Source organism: Candidatus Edwardsbacteria bacterium, from assembly GCA_031082425.1.
In the GTDB taxonomy this organism is placed as follows: domain Bacteria; phylum Edwardsbacteria; class AC1; order AC1; family EtOH8; genus UBA2226.
Genome location: JAVHLB010000012.1, coordinates 62,447 through 76,603, shown reverse-complemented (window position 1 = coordinate 76,603; position 14,157 = coordinate 62,447). Strand labels below are relative to the sequence as shown.

The window sequence follows — 14,157 nt, the reverse complement described above, 5'->3', positions numbered from 1 at the left end:
AAAGCGGGGGGCTTTTTATTGTCAGCCAGGTGCGGAACTGTAAAAAATAATTAAAATAACACTTGACAAACTGATGAAAATATCATACTATTAGTCTAATAATACATACTAAGAGTATATATGGGAATAAAGCAAAGACGGCAGGACGTAGCCGCAGTCAGGAGGCGCGACATAATTAATGCGGCCTGGGGGCAGATAGAATCAAAGGGATTGATGGCAGTGACTATGGATGAGATCGCCAGCAAAGCAGAGTACACCAAACAGACGGTCTATTCCTATTTCGCCAGCAAAGACGAACTGCTGGTAGCCATTTATCTCGAGCGCTTCCGGGAAAGGTGGAGACTTAACCAGGAGAGGATGGATGCCATGTCCACGGGGATCGGAAAGCTCTTGGCTTTCGCCAGTTCTTATTACAGTTATTTTATCAGGCACCCAGCAGATCTACAGTTGATGATGTATATGGATTTCCGGGGGCTGTATTCTACCGAGACCTACAAAAAACTTTACGCTCAACAGAGCGAGTATTATGACAGTACGGATAAATACATGCAAAGTGCTCTGAGGCAGGCACAGGATGAAGGAAAAGTGCGCCGAGGACTGGACAGCCTGTGGACCCTTTCCTCTTTTTATCTTTCATTACGGACCAATCTCAATAAAGCTATGATGAATAAGAGCATATCTCCGGCTAAACGGAAGGAGATTTATTTTGCTTTTGTCGATATCTTTCTGCGGGGCATGTCGCCGGATAGGGATAAATAACCAATAGTACAAGACGAATCTCCAGAAAAAGAAGAAGTAGGACATGATATTATTAGCCGCAAATTGATGAACCAATCCAGGAGAGGATAGGGGACGGAAATATTTATATTATTTATATAAAACATAGATTTTGCCGAAAAACGGCATGTTTTTTGTTCAGAACCATAAACAAACGTTTGTGCTTGGTATTATTTTAACCAAAACAAAACTTATAAGGGAGGTAAATCATGAAAAGAATCATAACCCATTTGGTGATGGGCTGGCTCTCCCTGGCTTTAACGCCGCGTATGGCCGGGGCGCAAAGCCTGTCATTTGTGGGACAAGCCATTGACCTTGAAGTTAAGGGGATCGCTTGTATCACTGTCTTTGACCTGGATTGCGATGGGGACGGGGATATAATCGGTGGAGCCGAGATCCCGGGACGGGGTCTTTACTGGTGGAGAAACGATGGCGGTGACCCCCTCCATTGGGAGCGTTTTCCTGTGGATGCTTACATTGATGACGCCATGTCGGTCGAAGTAGCATATATCGACAATGACACATTTCCCGACATCGTCGCCACTGAGTTGTATCAGGGCCAGATCGACTGGTGGCAGAACAGCGGAGACCCGGCGACAGGCTGGACCAAGCGGGTGATAGGATATCCCTACGGTGCGCACGATGCCATGTGCGCCGACATCAACGCCGACGGGCATACAGACGTAGTGGGGGTCAGTTCATATCCTGGCTCGATATCGGTGTTCTACAACGATGGAGCCGTAATTCCGGGCTGGACAGAGCATGCGATATGCGACAGCTTGGCCGGGACCAAGACCGTTACCATTCAGGACATTGACCGGGACGGCGACCTGGACGTGATCGGCGCGGCCGAGATCGCCAATACCATCTGCTGGTGGGAAAATCTGGGCGGGTATCCGGCAAGTTGGGAGGAACACATAATAAATTCGGATTTTGCTGGCGCCCAGATAGCCGTGCCGGTGCTGATGGACGGAGACAGCCTGTACGATATAATTGCCGCCGGTGCCGAATGTCAGGAGATAGCATACTGGCTTTGCCAGGACCTAGCAACAAACCAATGGATCAAACATATCGTCACGGACCAATTAGGCGTGGCGGTTAATGTCCGGGGCGGCGATCTTGACGGTGACGGCGATCTGGACATTGTGGCAGTAGGGATGATCCCGGGAGAATTGCTCGTATTCCGGAACGACAGCTTTAGCTGGGCCCCGATGGTGCTTCGAAGCGATTTCGGACGCGGTTGGGCGCTGGAGGTAGATGATATTGATCAGGATGGTGATCTAGATATCATTGCCGGGGCTGAGGACCTGGGGGACCTTTTCCTGTGGGAGAATATGCCGGACTTTAGGCCCCACATGACGCCCTACTCCATTTCCATTATGCCAGGCGGAACCGAAAGCGTATTTGTCTCCATTGATTCGCATAATGACTACCACGGAACGGTAAAACTCAGCGCCGCCGTCAGTCCTGAACCGGGAACAGGTCATGTTAGCCTTACATTCAATCCGATGTACATAAATCCCAGCGGTTCCTGTTCACTAACGGTGGTGGTTTCAACGGATATGGCCCCCGGGCAGTATGCTATTACCGTTATAGCTGCAGATTCGGTGGACACGTTGAAAGCCGATTCCACCATAACTTTAGAGATTCTAGGCTCGGGCCAGGCAGCGGTGATCGGGGGGGACCATGCCATGATGGAGCTGGTACGGGGGATCTGGGGCACGGTGGATAGCCTTTGGGATATGCCGCCAGTCATCGGCCCCAGTTACCAGGCTTTGGTGCTGGAAAACGGGGCGGAGCCAGGGGATACTTCCGTGATCCGCCAGTTCATAGAGGGTGGAGGCAGGGTGTTGTTGATGCGAAAGACGCCATTTGAATTGTGCGGTTCCACAAATATCATGCCTATCAGCGGTTGGGTCGGGGCCAGTGGATACGGAAATTACAGCGGAAGTGGGATTCCTATTATCTCGACCTACGATCACCCGTTCGGAGTGTCTGGGATACAAGTAAATGATACGCTGGGATCGGCGGTATTGGGTTTCGGCAGATTGTCGGGATTGGCTGCCGGCGGAGTGAAATTGGCCCAGCTTGGTTCCGTTGCTTCCACTCTGGCAGGGGTGTATTGCAGTAGCGGGTCTGGTCACTGTCTTTACTATACCGGTGGCGCCGGGATCGGCCCTCAGAGCGATTCGCTGATCAAGAGCTTTCTGATTAATCCGGCCTTGGGCGCAGAGGGCGTGGATGCCGGGGGGGCTGCTCAATATCATCCCTCAAAAGTGGAAGCATGGCCCAACCCCCATAGGGAAAGGACAACCATAAGATATAGCGTGGCCTCCCGCGGGTTGATGGAACTTCGGATTTATGACATTCTGGGCAGACCGGTCCGCATTGTGCAAAGCGGAATGTGCGAACCAGGCGCATACACCTTGGAGTGGGACGGGAAAAACAGTATGGGTCAGCCCTTATCTGCCGGGATCTATTTCATAAGGCTATCAAGCCGGGATGGAAATGAAACCAGGAAGATCGTCAAGCTAAAATGATGCACAATAAACGAAGCCCCCCGTCTGTGGCGGGGGGCTTCGTTTATCCGGTGGCGGTGAACTTGTCCGCCTCGGGATGAAAAGCATGAAGCCCGGCCTTCATGCCCCGATGGCCTTCTTGAGATAGATCAGGGTCGCCGGCCAGGATATTCTTGGCCACCTCCCGGGCCGGAGCTATCAAATCGGCATCCCTGGACAGATCAGCTATTTTCAGCTGCGGGAGGCCGTGCTGCCTGGTGCTCCAAAATTCCCCCGGGCCGCGCAGTTCCAGGTCCTTCTCGGCTATTTTGAAGCCGTCGCTCAGGCTCTGCATGGTATCAAGCCTTTGCCTGGCCTCGGGCGTCAGTTTTGGCCCGGCCATCAAGATGCAGTATGATTTGTGGCTGCCCCGGCCGACCCGGCCCCTCAGCTGGTGCAACTGGGACAGGCCGAATCTTTCGGCATGTTCGATGAACATGATATTGGCGTTGGGCACGTCTATGCCCACCTCGATAACCGTGGTGGATACCAGAATATCGATCCGGTGATTCCGAAAGTCCTCCATCACCGCCTGCCGGACCTCGGCAGGCAGCTGTCCGTGCATCAGGCCCACCCGGCGGTCCTTGAAATAATCCTGGGACAGGGTGCGATGCATCTTGATGGCGGCCTTCAGCTCGGTTTTGTCCGACTCCTCGATGACCGGGTATACCACGTAAGCCTGCCTACCCTGTTCCAACTGCTGTTCGATGAAATCATACACTTTGGAACGGTTGGCCTCGGCGGTCCACTTGGTGGTTATGCTCTGCCTCCCCTGGGGCATCTGATCGATGGTGGAGACGTCCAGATCACCGTATGCGGTCATGGCCAGGGTCCTGGGTATGGGCGTGGCGGTCATGACCAGGGTGTGGGGGTACTTACCCTTGAAACGGAAATCCGACCGTTGCCTTACGCCGAAGCGGTGCTGTTCATCGATTATGACCAGGCCCAGATTAGCAAATTCGACAGATTCCTGGACCAATGCCTGGGTCCCCACGCAGACGCTTAGCCTGCCGTCGCTAAGCCCCTGATAGATATCAGCCCGGGGCTTACTTTTGATCTTGCTGGTAAGCAGGGCCGAAGTCATGCCCAGCCTGTCAAACCAAGGGTGCAGGAAATTGTAATGCTGTTCGGCCAGCAGTTCGGTGGGGGCCATAAGGCTGGCCTGGGCACCCCCCCTTACGGCCTGTATCACGGCCGCCAGAGCCACAATGGTCTTGCCGGAACCGACATCACCCTGAAGCAGACGATGCATGGGCCTGGTCTTGCCAAGGTCAGAGGTTATCTCTCCGATCACCCGTATTTGGGCCTCGGTCAGTGCAAAAGGGAGGATGGAGGAGAAATCTTTTTCCCAATCAGTTGTTTTTACCATGGCACCGACCCCGTGTTCCTGCAGGGAGTTCTTCTTAATAAAAAGGATCAGCTCCAGATAGAGCAATTCTTCAAAGGCCAGGCGGCGGTGGGCCTGTTCCAATATCTCCGGGGCCTCCGGAAAATGTAGCTGGGCGACGGCCTGCCTGATGCCCATCAGACTTTTGGCTTTGATAAGTTCCTGGGGCAGAGGTTCTATGATCTCGTCCAAGTACCCGTCCAGGGCGGTTTTTATCACCTGCCTGATCTGCTTGGCAGAAAGCCCGCCGGTGGCGGGGTGGAGGGGTACGATCCTTCCGGTGTGGATCAGCTCGGCGTCCTCTCTGTCCAGCAGCTCGTATTCCGGATTGGACATGGACAGGCCATGGTCCGACAGCACCGGCCCCGAGACCACGATGCGGTCGCCTATCTGGAAACGATCCTTCAGGTAGGGCTGATTGAACCATTTGCAAAGCAGATAGCCGGTGTCGTCGTTCACCAGCAGATTGAAGATGGTGAAATTGCGGCGGGCATGGACCAGCCCCTTGTCCGACACCTGGCCGAACAGGGTTACATCATCGCCGATCCTGATATCCCGGATATTTTTTATCAGGCTGCGGTCCAGGTACCTACGGGGAGGGTAATACAGCAGATCCCTCACCGAAGCTATCCCCAGCTTATTGAAAAGCAGGGCCCGTTTGGGCCCCACGCCTTTTAAATATTGAATATTTGTTTCCAGCATTTCCTTAAAAATCAGACCAACCGAAAGCGATTCGATTGGTCTTGGTGATCACCATTTCCAGCTATATTGATCTTTTACCGACATTCCCCAGTACCTGGCGGGCGATCTCCTTTAGGGTCTCAAAAACGCCTATTCCCTGGCTGGCCACGGCCTCGAAATCGGGCAAATTGTTGCCGTTCAACTGGGATTTCAACTCATCCAGGGATACGATGTTGGGCAGGTCTCTTTTATTATACTGAAGGACCAGCGGTACGGTTTCTAGGGAAAGGGACATCTCGGCCAGGTTCTCCTTTAAATTGGCAAAGCTGGCCAGGGTATCCTCGTAACGTTCCCGCTGGGAATCGGCCACAAATACTATCCCGTCGACGCCCCTCAGCACCAGCTTACGGCTGGCATTGTAGAACACCTGCCCGGGGACGGTGTATAAATGGAATTTGGTCTTGTATCCCTGAATGGTCCCCAAGTCCAGCGGCATGAAATCGAAGAATAGGGTGCGGTCCAGTTCGGTGGCCAGCGATATCAGCTGGCTCTTGGCCTGGGGATCAACCTTCTGGTAGATCTGTCGGAGGTTGGTGGTCTTGCCGCCCAGGCCAGGGCCGTAATAAACGATCTTACAGCTGATCTCACGGGAGGCTCGGTTTATAAGGGCCATAAACTGTCATTCCGCTAATAATTTATAGAATAAATCCAGATACGTCCGGGCCGATGCCTTCCAGGAATAATCACAGGACATGGCGCTGCTCATCAGCTGCTGCCAGGACGGCTGATCCTCGAACAAGTTGAGGGCTCGGGAGATCGCTCCGGAAAAAGCAGCCGGGGAGTATTCATTGAAGGAGAATCCGTTGGCTTTTTGAAGTCCCTGGTCATAATCGACTACGGTATCAGCCAGCCCGCCGGTATTCCGGACTATAGGTATAGCGCCGTATCTTAATGCTATCAACTGCCCCAGGCCGCAGGGTTCATATCGGGAGGGCATCAGGAACATATCCGAGCCGGCATAGGTCAGATGGGCCATTTCATTGTCAAAGGCCAGCTTCAGCCCGAGTCGTTCTGGATGCTGCTGCTGCCGGCTGATGAGCATTTCATGGTATCCTATATCTCCGGTGCCCAGAATTGCGATATCCAGGCTGCTTTCGAATAATCGGGGCAGACATTCGACCAATATATCCAGACCCTTTTGAGCGGACAGCCGCGAGACCATTCCCAGCAGGGGTTTTTCGGCCTGGTATCCCAGGCCGAATCTCTTGCAAAGAAGTCTTTTAGATATCTGTTTGCTGGCAAAGTCAGTGGCAAAGTATCGGGCCGGCAGAAATCTGTCGGTCCCGGGGTCCCACTCGGAATAATCGATTCCGTTTATGATCCCGGTAAGTTTATGCTGCAGGATGTTCAACAGCCCGTGCAGACCGCAGCCGAACTCCGGGGTCAGTATCTCCCGGGCATAATTGGGGCTGACCGTGGTGATGTGGTCGGAAAAGGACAGACCGCCTTTTAGAAAATTCATCTTGCCGTAGAATTCCAGGCCGTCAATGTTAAAGAGGGCCCAGGGCAGTCCGGCTGCCAGCATGGTTTCGGGCGGGAATAGCCCCTGAAAGGCCAGGTTATGGATGGTAAAGACCGTTTTGGTGTCCTTGAAAACGGGGTTGTTGTAATAAAAGTTCTTCAGATACACCGGGATCAGGCCGCTCTGCCAATCGTGGCACTGGATTATATCGGGGTTCACGCCCAGCCGGATGATCAACTGCAGCGAGGCCCGGGCAAACAGGATGAACCTCTGGGCGTTGTCCTGGTGATCGCCCTGGGCTGTCCCGTACAGGCCGGCCCGGCTGTTGAAATAGGGGTGATCGATGAGGTAGGTGGTGACCCCGGGAACATCCCGGGAACTAAAAACTGTTATATTCTCGGTGCTGTGGCCAATCGGGACCTCGAATTCGATGCCGGTCGATTCAGTGTGCAGAATATTTTTATCGATAGCCTGGTAATACGGCACGATGGCTATGGACCGGTGCCCCGCTTGTTGGTACATCTGAGCCAGGGAGCCGGCGACATCTGCCAGTCCTCCGGTTTTGGCGAATGGGACCATCTCGGAAGAGATGGTTATTATATTCAACGGCCGTTCGGTCAACTTATCACGACCTCCCTTAAAAATGCAGCCGCCTCCTCCGGAGGGGTGGGATTGATATAAAATCCGGTGCCCCTTTCAAATCCAGCCACCCGGGTCAAGCGGGGCATGATCTCTATATGCCAGTGGTAGTGGTCGATATTAGGCCGATCGCAGGGGGCGGTGTGAAGGACCAGATTATAGGGCGGGGTGTTGACCGAGCGATTCATGCGCAGCAGGGTCCCTTTTAGGATCTCGGCCAGCATCTTCAGATCAGGAACTGCGCTGTCCTCAAAGCTGGACAGATGCTTCTTGGGCAGTATCCATGTCTCGAAGGGAAACCGGGCGGCATAGGGTACGATGCTGATGAATCTGTCATTCTCCATGACCAGTCGGCGGGCATCTTCTATTTCCTGCTTGATGATGTCGCAGAAAACGCAGCGTTCTTTGTATTTATAATATTCCAGGGAGCCTTCCAGTTCCTCCTTGATGGTCTTGGGGACGATGGGCGTGGCGATAAGCTGGGAATGGCTGTGCTCCATGGTGGCCCCGGCCCGGAACCCCTGGTTTTTGAAGACCATCAGGTATTTGAGCCGGATGTCGCGCTTCAAATCCTGCATTCTGGCCACAAAGGCCTGCAGCAGCTCCGCTATGTGCTCCGTCTCCATATCGGCCAGATGAAGGTCGTGCACCGGGCTTTCGATAAAAATCTCGTGGGCCCCAATGCCGGTCATTTTGTCGTAAAGGCCTTCGCCGGATTTATCCAACTGGCCTTCAACCCTGAGGGCCGGAAACTTGTTGGGCACTACCCGCAGTTGCCAGCCCGGCCCGTTGGCCGGGGAGCCCGGGGGGCGTACGGCCATTATCTCCGGAGGGGTGAGGGCCTCATTGCCGAAGCAAAAAGGGCACCCGCCTTTCTTGGCTGGCTCCGGCACCACTTCATAATCAACCGGCCGTTTGCCTCTTTCAGTGGAGATGATGACCCAACGGCCGATGATAGGATCTTTTCTTAATTCAGGCATAATTATACATTAATTGCTAAAACGCTTATGTTTATTATAGCCTAATCCTTTTACCAAAGTCAATAAATAAGAGGCTGGATATATTCCCAGCCTCTTATTTATATTGGAAAGTCTTTTAGTTACTTTCTGGGTTTGGCCTTCTTTTGGAGTTTTCCCTTGGGCTCCGGTTTTTCAACGGGTTTTTCTTCCATATTGGCCGGCTCCGGAGCTTCGATTAGATATTCTATCTTGGCCTCTTCCTTCAGCCTATTCAGCAGCCCGTCATAAAGCGCCTGCTGGCGCTCTTTCTGAAGCTGGCCGCTTATCTGGGCCTGGACCTGCTTAAAATCCCTGACCCCGGCCTTGATCTGGTCATCGATGCGATAAATGGCGTATTGGGCAAAATGCTTGACCGGTTTGGTGGTGAATTTGCCGGCTTTCAGGCCGGAGGCGGCTTTGAAAACCTCTGGGGCCACTTGGTCCTTGGTCACCAGGCCCAGATCGCCGCCCTGGTCCTTACTGGCATCCAGGGACCTCTTGGCGGCTATGGCCCCGAATGAATCGGGCGCTGCCTTGAGCTCGGCGATTATCTTTTTGGCCTCATCCTCGGTCCCGGCCACGATCCAGTTCAGATGCAGTTTTTTGCCTTCCTGCTTCACCAATTTGACCACAGCAAAGCGGGGCTCGGTGGGTATCACCTTGGAATATTTGCCTTTGGCAGTCTTGAACAGAACCGGCTCCGGCGATGGCTTCTGATCCTTGTTGATCAATCCCAGGCTGCCGTTGCTCCGGGCATTGGGGGCGATGGAGTATTTGGCCACCAAGGTGTCAAAGGGCTGACCTTTTTTTGATTTCAATTCCTGGTATATCTTCTGGGCCTGGGCATAGTTGTCAACCACGATCTGGCTGGCCCTTACCTGCTCCGGGGTCTGGTACTCCTTGATATTCTTTTTGTAGTAATCCCTTACTTCCTTCTCGGAGGGCTGGGCCTTTTGGATGACCTCCTGATCGTACAAGCCCCTGATCAGCAGATTCTGCTCGGTATCCTTGATGCGCTGAAAGATCTCCGGGTTATTGATGATACCCTGTTTCTGGGCCTCGGCGTAAAGCAACTGGCGTTCGATGATCTGATCCAGAAACTTTTTACGGCCGGCGTCGCCCTCGAACTGGGTCCGGTAGTGGGAGGGAACCTTCTCCAGCTCGGCATCCAGCTCCAGCTTGGTCATGGGCTGTCCGTTGATGATGGCGGCATACTCCTTGAAATTCTTATTGAAACACCGTCCGACCCCTTCCAGGGATAGGCTGTCGATGCCGGGTATGGCGGATTTGACATTTTTATAATCGGTGACCACTTTCTGGTAGTTTTCGGCGGAGATCTGGAAATTATTGGACCGCTCATAGGCCAGGGCCAGATAATAGGTATAATCCTTGGCCATTTTTGACTGGGGGTAGCTCTCCAGAAGCTTATTATATGCGGAGACGGCCTGGGGATAGTCCTGGTATTTCAGGCTCAGCTGGGCCATCTGCGATAGCAACATCTCGGGGTCTTCTTTGGTGACTTTGTCCTTGGCGACCAGGGTGCCTGCAACGGTCAAGGTCAGGACCATAATAAGCGCAAAGGTTCTCTTAAAGGCCATAGTGGGCTCCTTCGTTAGGTTTAGATTTAAATGGTTATTGGTAATAAAAATATGTTTATTGGAAGAACAGGTGCATTACCGCCCCCGCGGCCAGAGGTATCCTTATATTGTCATCCAACGGGATGGGCAGCATTTCAACTATCGCAGCGGTGGCCGCCCCGGCGGCCATTTCCCAGAAGCCGATATCGGTCCCCGGCAGGTTCATTATGATCAGTCCGATGGCCAGACATCCCGCCAGACCGGCCCCGGCCCCCTCGAACGATTTCTCAAAGAATTTGACCCGGCCTACGCTCCGGCCCACCAAAGCCGCCAGAGAGTCTCCGACTATCAGGTAGGAGATGGCCAGTATGGCGATGGAGTCCCTGAAAAGCGCGAAACAGGCCAAGGATGAAAGCATCAGGTAAGTGGCTCCGGTGAGGGCCGAGATCTCGTGCTTTCTCAACAGAGGGCCGAAGATATCCAGAAAAATTATTTTGATAAACAGGTGTTTCAGACGGATGATGTCCACCACCAGAATGGCCAGGGCGACGGCGGCGACTATCCATTTGGCCAGGGTGGTCTGGTGGATCAGCATGAAGACATAGTACAGTGCCGGAAGGGCCAAGCCGGCCATTATGTGGAACGCCTTGCGTCGTATTTCGCGTTGAATGATCATCAGGCGGACTCAAATCCAAATTATCAAAATGTGAACGCACCGGAGAGTCGGGTGGAGCTTTCCAGGTATTTATGGGCCATATAGGCGTAATCGAAATTGAATCGTCCCAGTTTCAGTCCGGCACCGGCGGTAAACCGGCCCTGATCTCCGCCCAATCTTAAAGCTATCCTTTTCTTCAGCCAGTATTCCAGGCCCAGATGAAGATCCAGGCTTATGCTGCCCAGGTGGTAATTGGCGGCGGATTGCCGTCCCTCAAACCTGAAATCACCGCCCAGGGCCAGGGCCAGCGGTTTATCCCCGGCGATGGAGGGGTGGTAGGACGCTCCCAGCTTTACCGCGGGAGAGATCGCTTCCTTGGTGCCGTTATCCCAAGCCAGATACGTGGTGGTTATATCCTGCAGATTTATGCCCAATTTTATCTTTTCTTTCCAGACGGTCATCAATCCGGCATCGAGACCCAATCCCCAGGCCGAGCTGGTCCCCACTGATTTATTGACAAATTTCAGATTAAGGCCCCAGCTGGTAACCGGATCACATTTACGGCTATAATTCAACAATAAGGCCGATTCTGCCTCGTCATTATAAATGATCTGTGAGTAATCCAGCCTCTCTCCGGAATCCATTATGCCGTTGTTGTTCAGGTCGATCAGGGCCTGGTTGGTGTAGGGTATGTCCTTGACAGATAACCGGATATATACCAGCCCCAGGGCATATTGTCCCATGGGGCGGGAGTATCCCAGCGCATCGTGGGCCACCAGCGAACCGAAATTATTGGAATGGGAGAAGATTATCTGATGACTGGCCGAAGAGGTTCCGGCCGGGTTCCAGTAGCCGGCAAAAGCATCATTGGCAATAGATACATAAGCTCCGCCCATACCCATGGCGGCCGATCCCAGCCCTACATTCAGAAATTCCCCGGCGTATTTTGAGGCCATAGCCGGGAAGGGCAGAGATAGGAAACAAAAAACGACAATTTTAATTGTTCTGCCTATCATCGATTTAGACAATTGACATATCATTATAGTTTAACATGTTTTAACATTTAATGATAATTCATAAAAGCTTATTTGTCAAGATATAACGATAATTTCACCCCACTGGAGCCATTTCGTATGGGAGCCTGGGCGGGGCTGTTGATAAAACCCAGATAGGCTGGATGGGCGATGATATCGCCTTTGAGCCGGATCATATTCGCCCCCGGCAGAATAGACAGACTGTCCCCTTCTCCCCAGGCGGCAACCGCCAATCCGGGAAACCGGGAGAGGAGGCTATCCAAAACCGTTCTTTCCGACGGCGACAGGCTATCCCCGGCGATTATCAACAGTTTGGAGTATTTATACCCCAAGGACGGATAGAGACTGTCCACCATCGTTTTATTGACCACCAGGCCCTTCTCCCGGGCCAGCTTGGCGGCGGTGACAGATCTGGCCAGGTTTTTCCTGCCGGGCTGCAAAGCGACCAACAGGTCGCCGCCGGCCCTGAACGACTGGAGCGGGCGGAAAGGGTTATCGGCATAGGGGCGGGGGTAATATCCAAAGACCACCAACTGGTCACGGTGGTCACCGCTTCCCCATGTCAGGCGGTAGGCCGCCAAACCGCTGGCCGGGGATTTCCCCAGGATAATGGTGGTGTCGGTCAGGCCCTCGCCAAGCTCAAAAGTGGTGGTTTTGCCGGGCGAGGCATTGGTCAACGGCTCTATGATAACCTTTTCCAAAGGCCGGTTGAACTTTATATGAAGCCCGGTTTTCCCGGCTTGGGAGATCATCCTTGAATCCAGGGGCAATGTTCCCAGCTCCTGTCTGACCTTCGAGAAGGCCGCGGCTCCCACTATCAGCCATTCCTGGCTGGTGTGCGGGCCTTTGCGGCCCCGGATCCCCCTGAACATGTCATGCCAGAACAACCCCTTGACCCGCCCGCCATCGGAGGTGCCCTTGATGGCATCGGTCAAACGCCAGTAGAATTCCTCGGGGGCGGGTGGTATGGTGCTTTTCTGCAATAATACCCAGTCTATCTGCTGGCCGGCCATCATCTGGACCTCATCGCCTTTGAGATATTTTGACCAAACATTGGTCATCTCGAAACACTGCTGGGCGTTGGATTCATAGATCATCATGGCGTCCAGGTCAAGGCCGGCATCATTCATCATCGGCGGGTCCTGGCCGTGTTCGTGTCCTTTGTCCCAGCCCAGGGTGAAGCCCCATACCGGCTTGCTGACCCCGGCCTCGGCGATCAGCTTTTCCACCGCGCTGGCCGAACGGTGGGCCTGCCACCACTGCCAGCGGGCCCGGATGGGCTTGTCGGACATGGGTTTTACCTGCCGGGCCACCCACAGCATCCGGTCCTTTTTGCCCCATCTGTCCCAGCCGGCCGGTTTTTCGATGTTCATCTGTTCCACGAATTCGTCCACCGTCTCGAACCCGCCGGCGCCCGGCCGGATGTAGTCCAGCCCGATGAAGTCCACATTGGGATCGTCCTGCAGCAGCTTCAAGATCTTCACGATATCGGCCCGGCGCTTGGCGTCGTCCAGGCTGACATGGTGGTTGGGGAATACCCGGCCGTTCTTGGCCTCCAGCGAATAGTCATACTTCAATTTCCGCAAAGTGGGGCCCCATAAAAGGTAGCTGCCCACGTATCCGCCGAATTTGAGGCCCTGTTTGTGGCACTCCTCGGCCAGTTTGGGGAACACCTTGAAATTCTCCCTGACCCAGGGATTTTTATCGTTGATCCCGGGATATCCCTCGATGGTCCAGCCTACTGAATACCAGACGGCATCGGCCCCCAGATATTTGGCCCAATCGGTAAAATTGGTCCAATGCTTCTGGGCTTTAAACGGAGAGGGAAGCTTGGCGTTGAGCATATTCCCGGCGCTCTCGATGGTCATGGCGCAGAAGCCTTCGGGGATGGAACGGGGGGGGCGGGATCTGACAATAAAAGTAACAGAGTCGGAAAGCAGCAAAGTAGCAGAGTCCTTTATGATTTTGTCAGAATAAACATTTAAAACAGCTTGGTAAACGCCTAGCGGCGGGTTCCAGGGCATGGCCCAGGTGCCGCGCCAGCTGCTGTCGGTTCTGTCATATTTAAGGCTTATCCCCTGGCAACTGCCGACACCGGATATCAGGCTGTCGCCGTGGCGGAAGGATGCCTGCAACGAGGCGGAATCGGGATTTATCTTAAGCAGGGAATCCGGCTTCAGGTTCAGCTTAACGATCTGGTAGCGGTAGTATTCACCTTGGTCGGTTTCAAGATAAGATGCTTTAGGACCGGCGTTGTCAAGCCCCGCCGTCAGTATGGTGATGGCGGCCAGGCAGGAGAAAAGGGTGATCTTGTGCATGTTGTTCGGCT

At 53.6% G+C, this 14,157-nt stretch carries 10 protein-coding genes; 2 read left to right on the top strand and 8 right to left on the bottom strand.

Annotated elements, in window-relative coordinates:
* Positions 1-120: 120 nt before the first annotated feature.
* Together RDU76_10965 and RDU76_10960 are read left to right on the top strand one after the other, a co-directional pair.
* On the top strand, positions 121-759 hold the full coding sequence (locus RDU76_10965; GenBank protein ID MDQ7799439.1) for a TetR/AcrR family transcriptional regulator: 639 nt from the start codon (positions 121-123) through the stop codon (positions 757-759).
* Positions 760-986: 227 nt separating this feature from the next.
* Positions 987-3,317, top strand: a complete 2,331-nt coding sequence (locus tag RDU76_10960; GenBank protein MDQ7799438.1) for a T9SS type A sorting domain-containing protein — start codon at positions 987-989, stop codon at positions 3,315-3,317.
* Positions 3,318-3,360: 43 nt separating this feature from the next.
* Here RDU76_10960 and recG read toward each other — a convergent pair whose 3' ends face one another.
* From recG to RDU76_10920, 8 genes are all read right to left on the bottom strand, one after another.
* Positions 3,361-5,424 carry an ATP-dependent DNA helicase RecG gene (gene recG / locus RDU76_10955; GenBank protein MDQ7799437.1) on the bottom strand — a complete coding sequence of 688 codons (2,064 nt, stop codon included), beginning with the start codon at positions 5,422-5,424 and terminating at the stop codon, positions 3,361-3,363.
* A 61-nt stretch (positions 5,425-5,485) separates the two neighbouring features.
* Positions 5,486-6,076, bottom strand: a complete 591-nt coding sequence (locus RDU76_10950; GenBank protein MDQ7799436.1) for an ADP-ribosylation factor-like protein — start codon at positions 6,074-6,076, stop codon at positions 5,486-5,488.
* A 6-nt stretch (positions 6,077-6,082) separates the two neighbouring features.
* Positions 6,083-7,546: a glycogen synthase GlgA gene (gene glgA, locus RDU76_10945; GenBank protein MDQ7799435.1), complete on the bottom strand. Its 1,464-nt coding sequence runs from the start codon at positions 7,544-7,546 to the stop codon at positions 6,083-6,085.
* Positions 7,543-8,544: a galactose-1-phosphate uridylyltransferase gene (gene galT, locus RDU76_10940; protein MDQ7799434.1), complete on the bottom strand. Its 1,002-nt coding sequence runs from the start codon at positions 8,542-8,544 to the stop codon at positions 7,543-7,545. Before galT ends, glgA begins: the two co-directional genes overlap by 4 nt.
* Before the next feature lie 119 nt (positions 8,545-8,663).
* Positions 8,664-10,160, bottom strand: coding sequence for a peptidylprolyl isomerase (locus tag RDU76_10935; protein MDQ7799433.1), 1,497 nt, complete (start codon positions 10,158-10,160; stop codon positions 8,664-8,666).
* A 55-nt stretch (positions 10,161-10,215) separates the two neighbouring features.
* Positions 10,216-10,815 (bottom strand): hypothetical protein, encoded by a 600-nt coding sequence (locus RDU76_10930; GenBank protein ID MDQ7799432.1) that lies wholly within the window; start codon positions 10,813-10,815, stop codon positions 10,216-10,218.
* 23 nt (positions 10,816-10,838) lie between these two features.
* Positions 10,839-11,750 (bottom strand): PorV/PorQ family protein, encoded by a 912-nt coding sequence (locus RDU76_10925; GenBank protein ID MDQ7799431.1) that lies wholly within the window; start codon positions 11,748-11,750, stop codon positions 10,839-10,841.
* 128 nt (positions 11,751-11,878) lie between these two features.
* Positions 11,879-14,146, bottom strand: a complete 2,268-nt coding sequence (locus RDU76_10920; protein ID MDQ7799430.1) for a hypothetical protein — start codon at positions 14,144-14,146, stop codon at positions 11,879-11,881.
* Positions 14,147-14,157 lie beyond the last annotated feature (11 nt).

Excerpts from the sequence above, each read along its gene's own strand:
- RDU76_10965 (MDQ7799439.1), top strand. The coding sequence starts at position 121 with ATGGGAATAAAGCAAAGACGGCAGGACGTAGCCGCAGTCAGGAGGCGC.
- RDU76_10960 (MDQ7799438.1), top strand. The coding sequence starts at position 987 with ATGAAAAGAATCATAACCCATTTGGTGATGGGCTGGCTCTCCCTGGCT.
- recG (MDQ7799437.1), bottom strand. The coding sequence starts at position 5,424 with ATGCTGGAAACAAATATTCAATATTTAAAAGGCGTGGGGCCCAAACGG.
- RDU76_10950 (MDQ7799436.1), bottom strand. The coding sequence starts at position 6,076 with ATGGCCCTTATAAACCGAGCCTCCCGTGAGATCAGCTGTAAGATCGTT.
- galT (MDQ7799434.1), bottom strand. The coding sequence starts at position 8,544 with ATGCCTGAATTAAGAAAAGATCCTATCATCGGCCGTTGGGTCATCATC.
- RDU76_10935 (MDQ7799433.1), bottom strand. The coding sequence starts at position 10,160 with ATGGCCTTTAAGAGAACCTTTGCGCTTATTATGGTCCTGACCTTGACC.
- RDU76_10930 (MDQ7799432.1), bottom strand. The coding sequence starts at position 10,815 with ATGATCATTCAACGCGAAATACGACGCAAGGCGTTCCACATAATGGCC.
- RDU76_10925 (MDQ7799431.1), bottom strand. The coding sequence starts at position 11,750 with ATGGCCTCAAAATACGCCGGGGAATTTCTGAATGTAGGGCTGGGATCG.
- RDU76_10920 (MDQ7799430.1), bottom strand. The coding sequence starts at position 14,146 with ATGCACAAGATCACCCTTTTCTCCTGCCTGGCCGCCATCACCATACTG.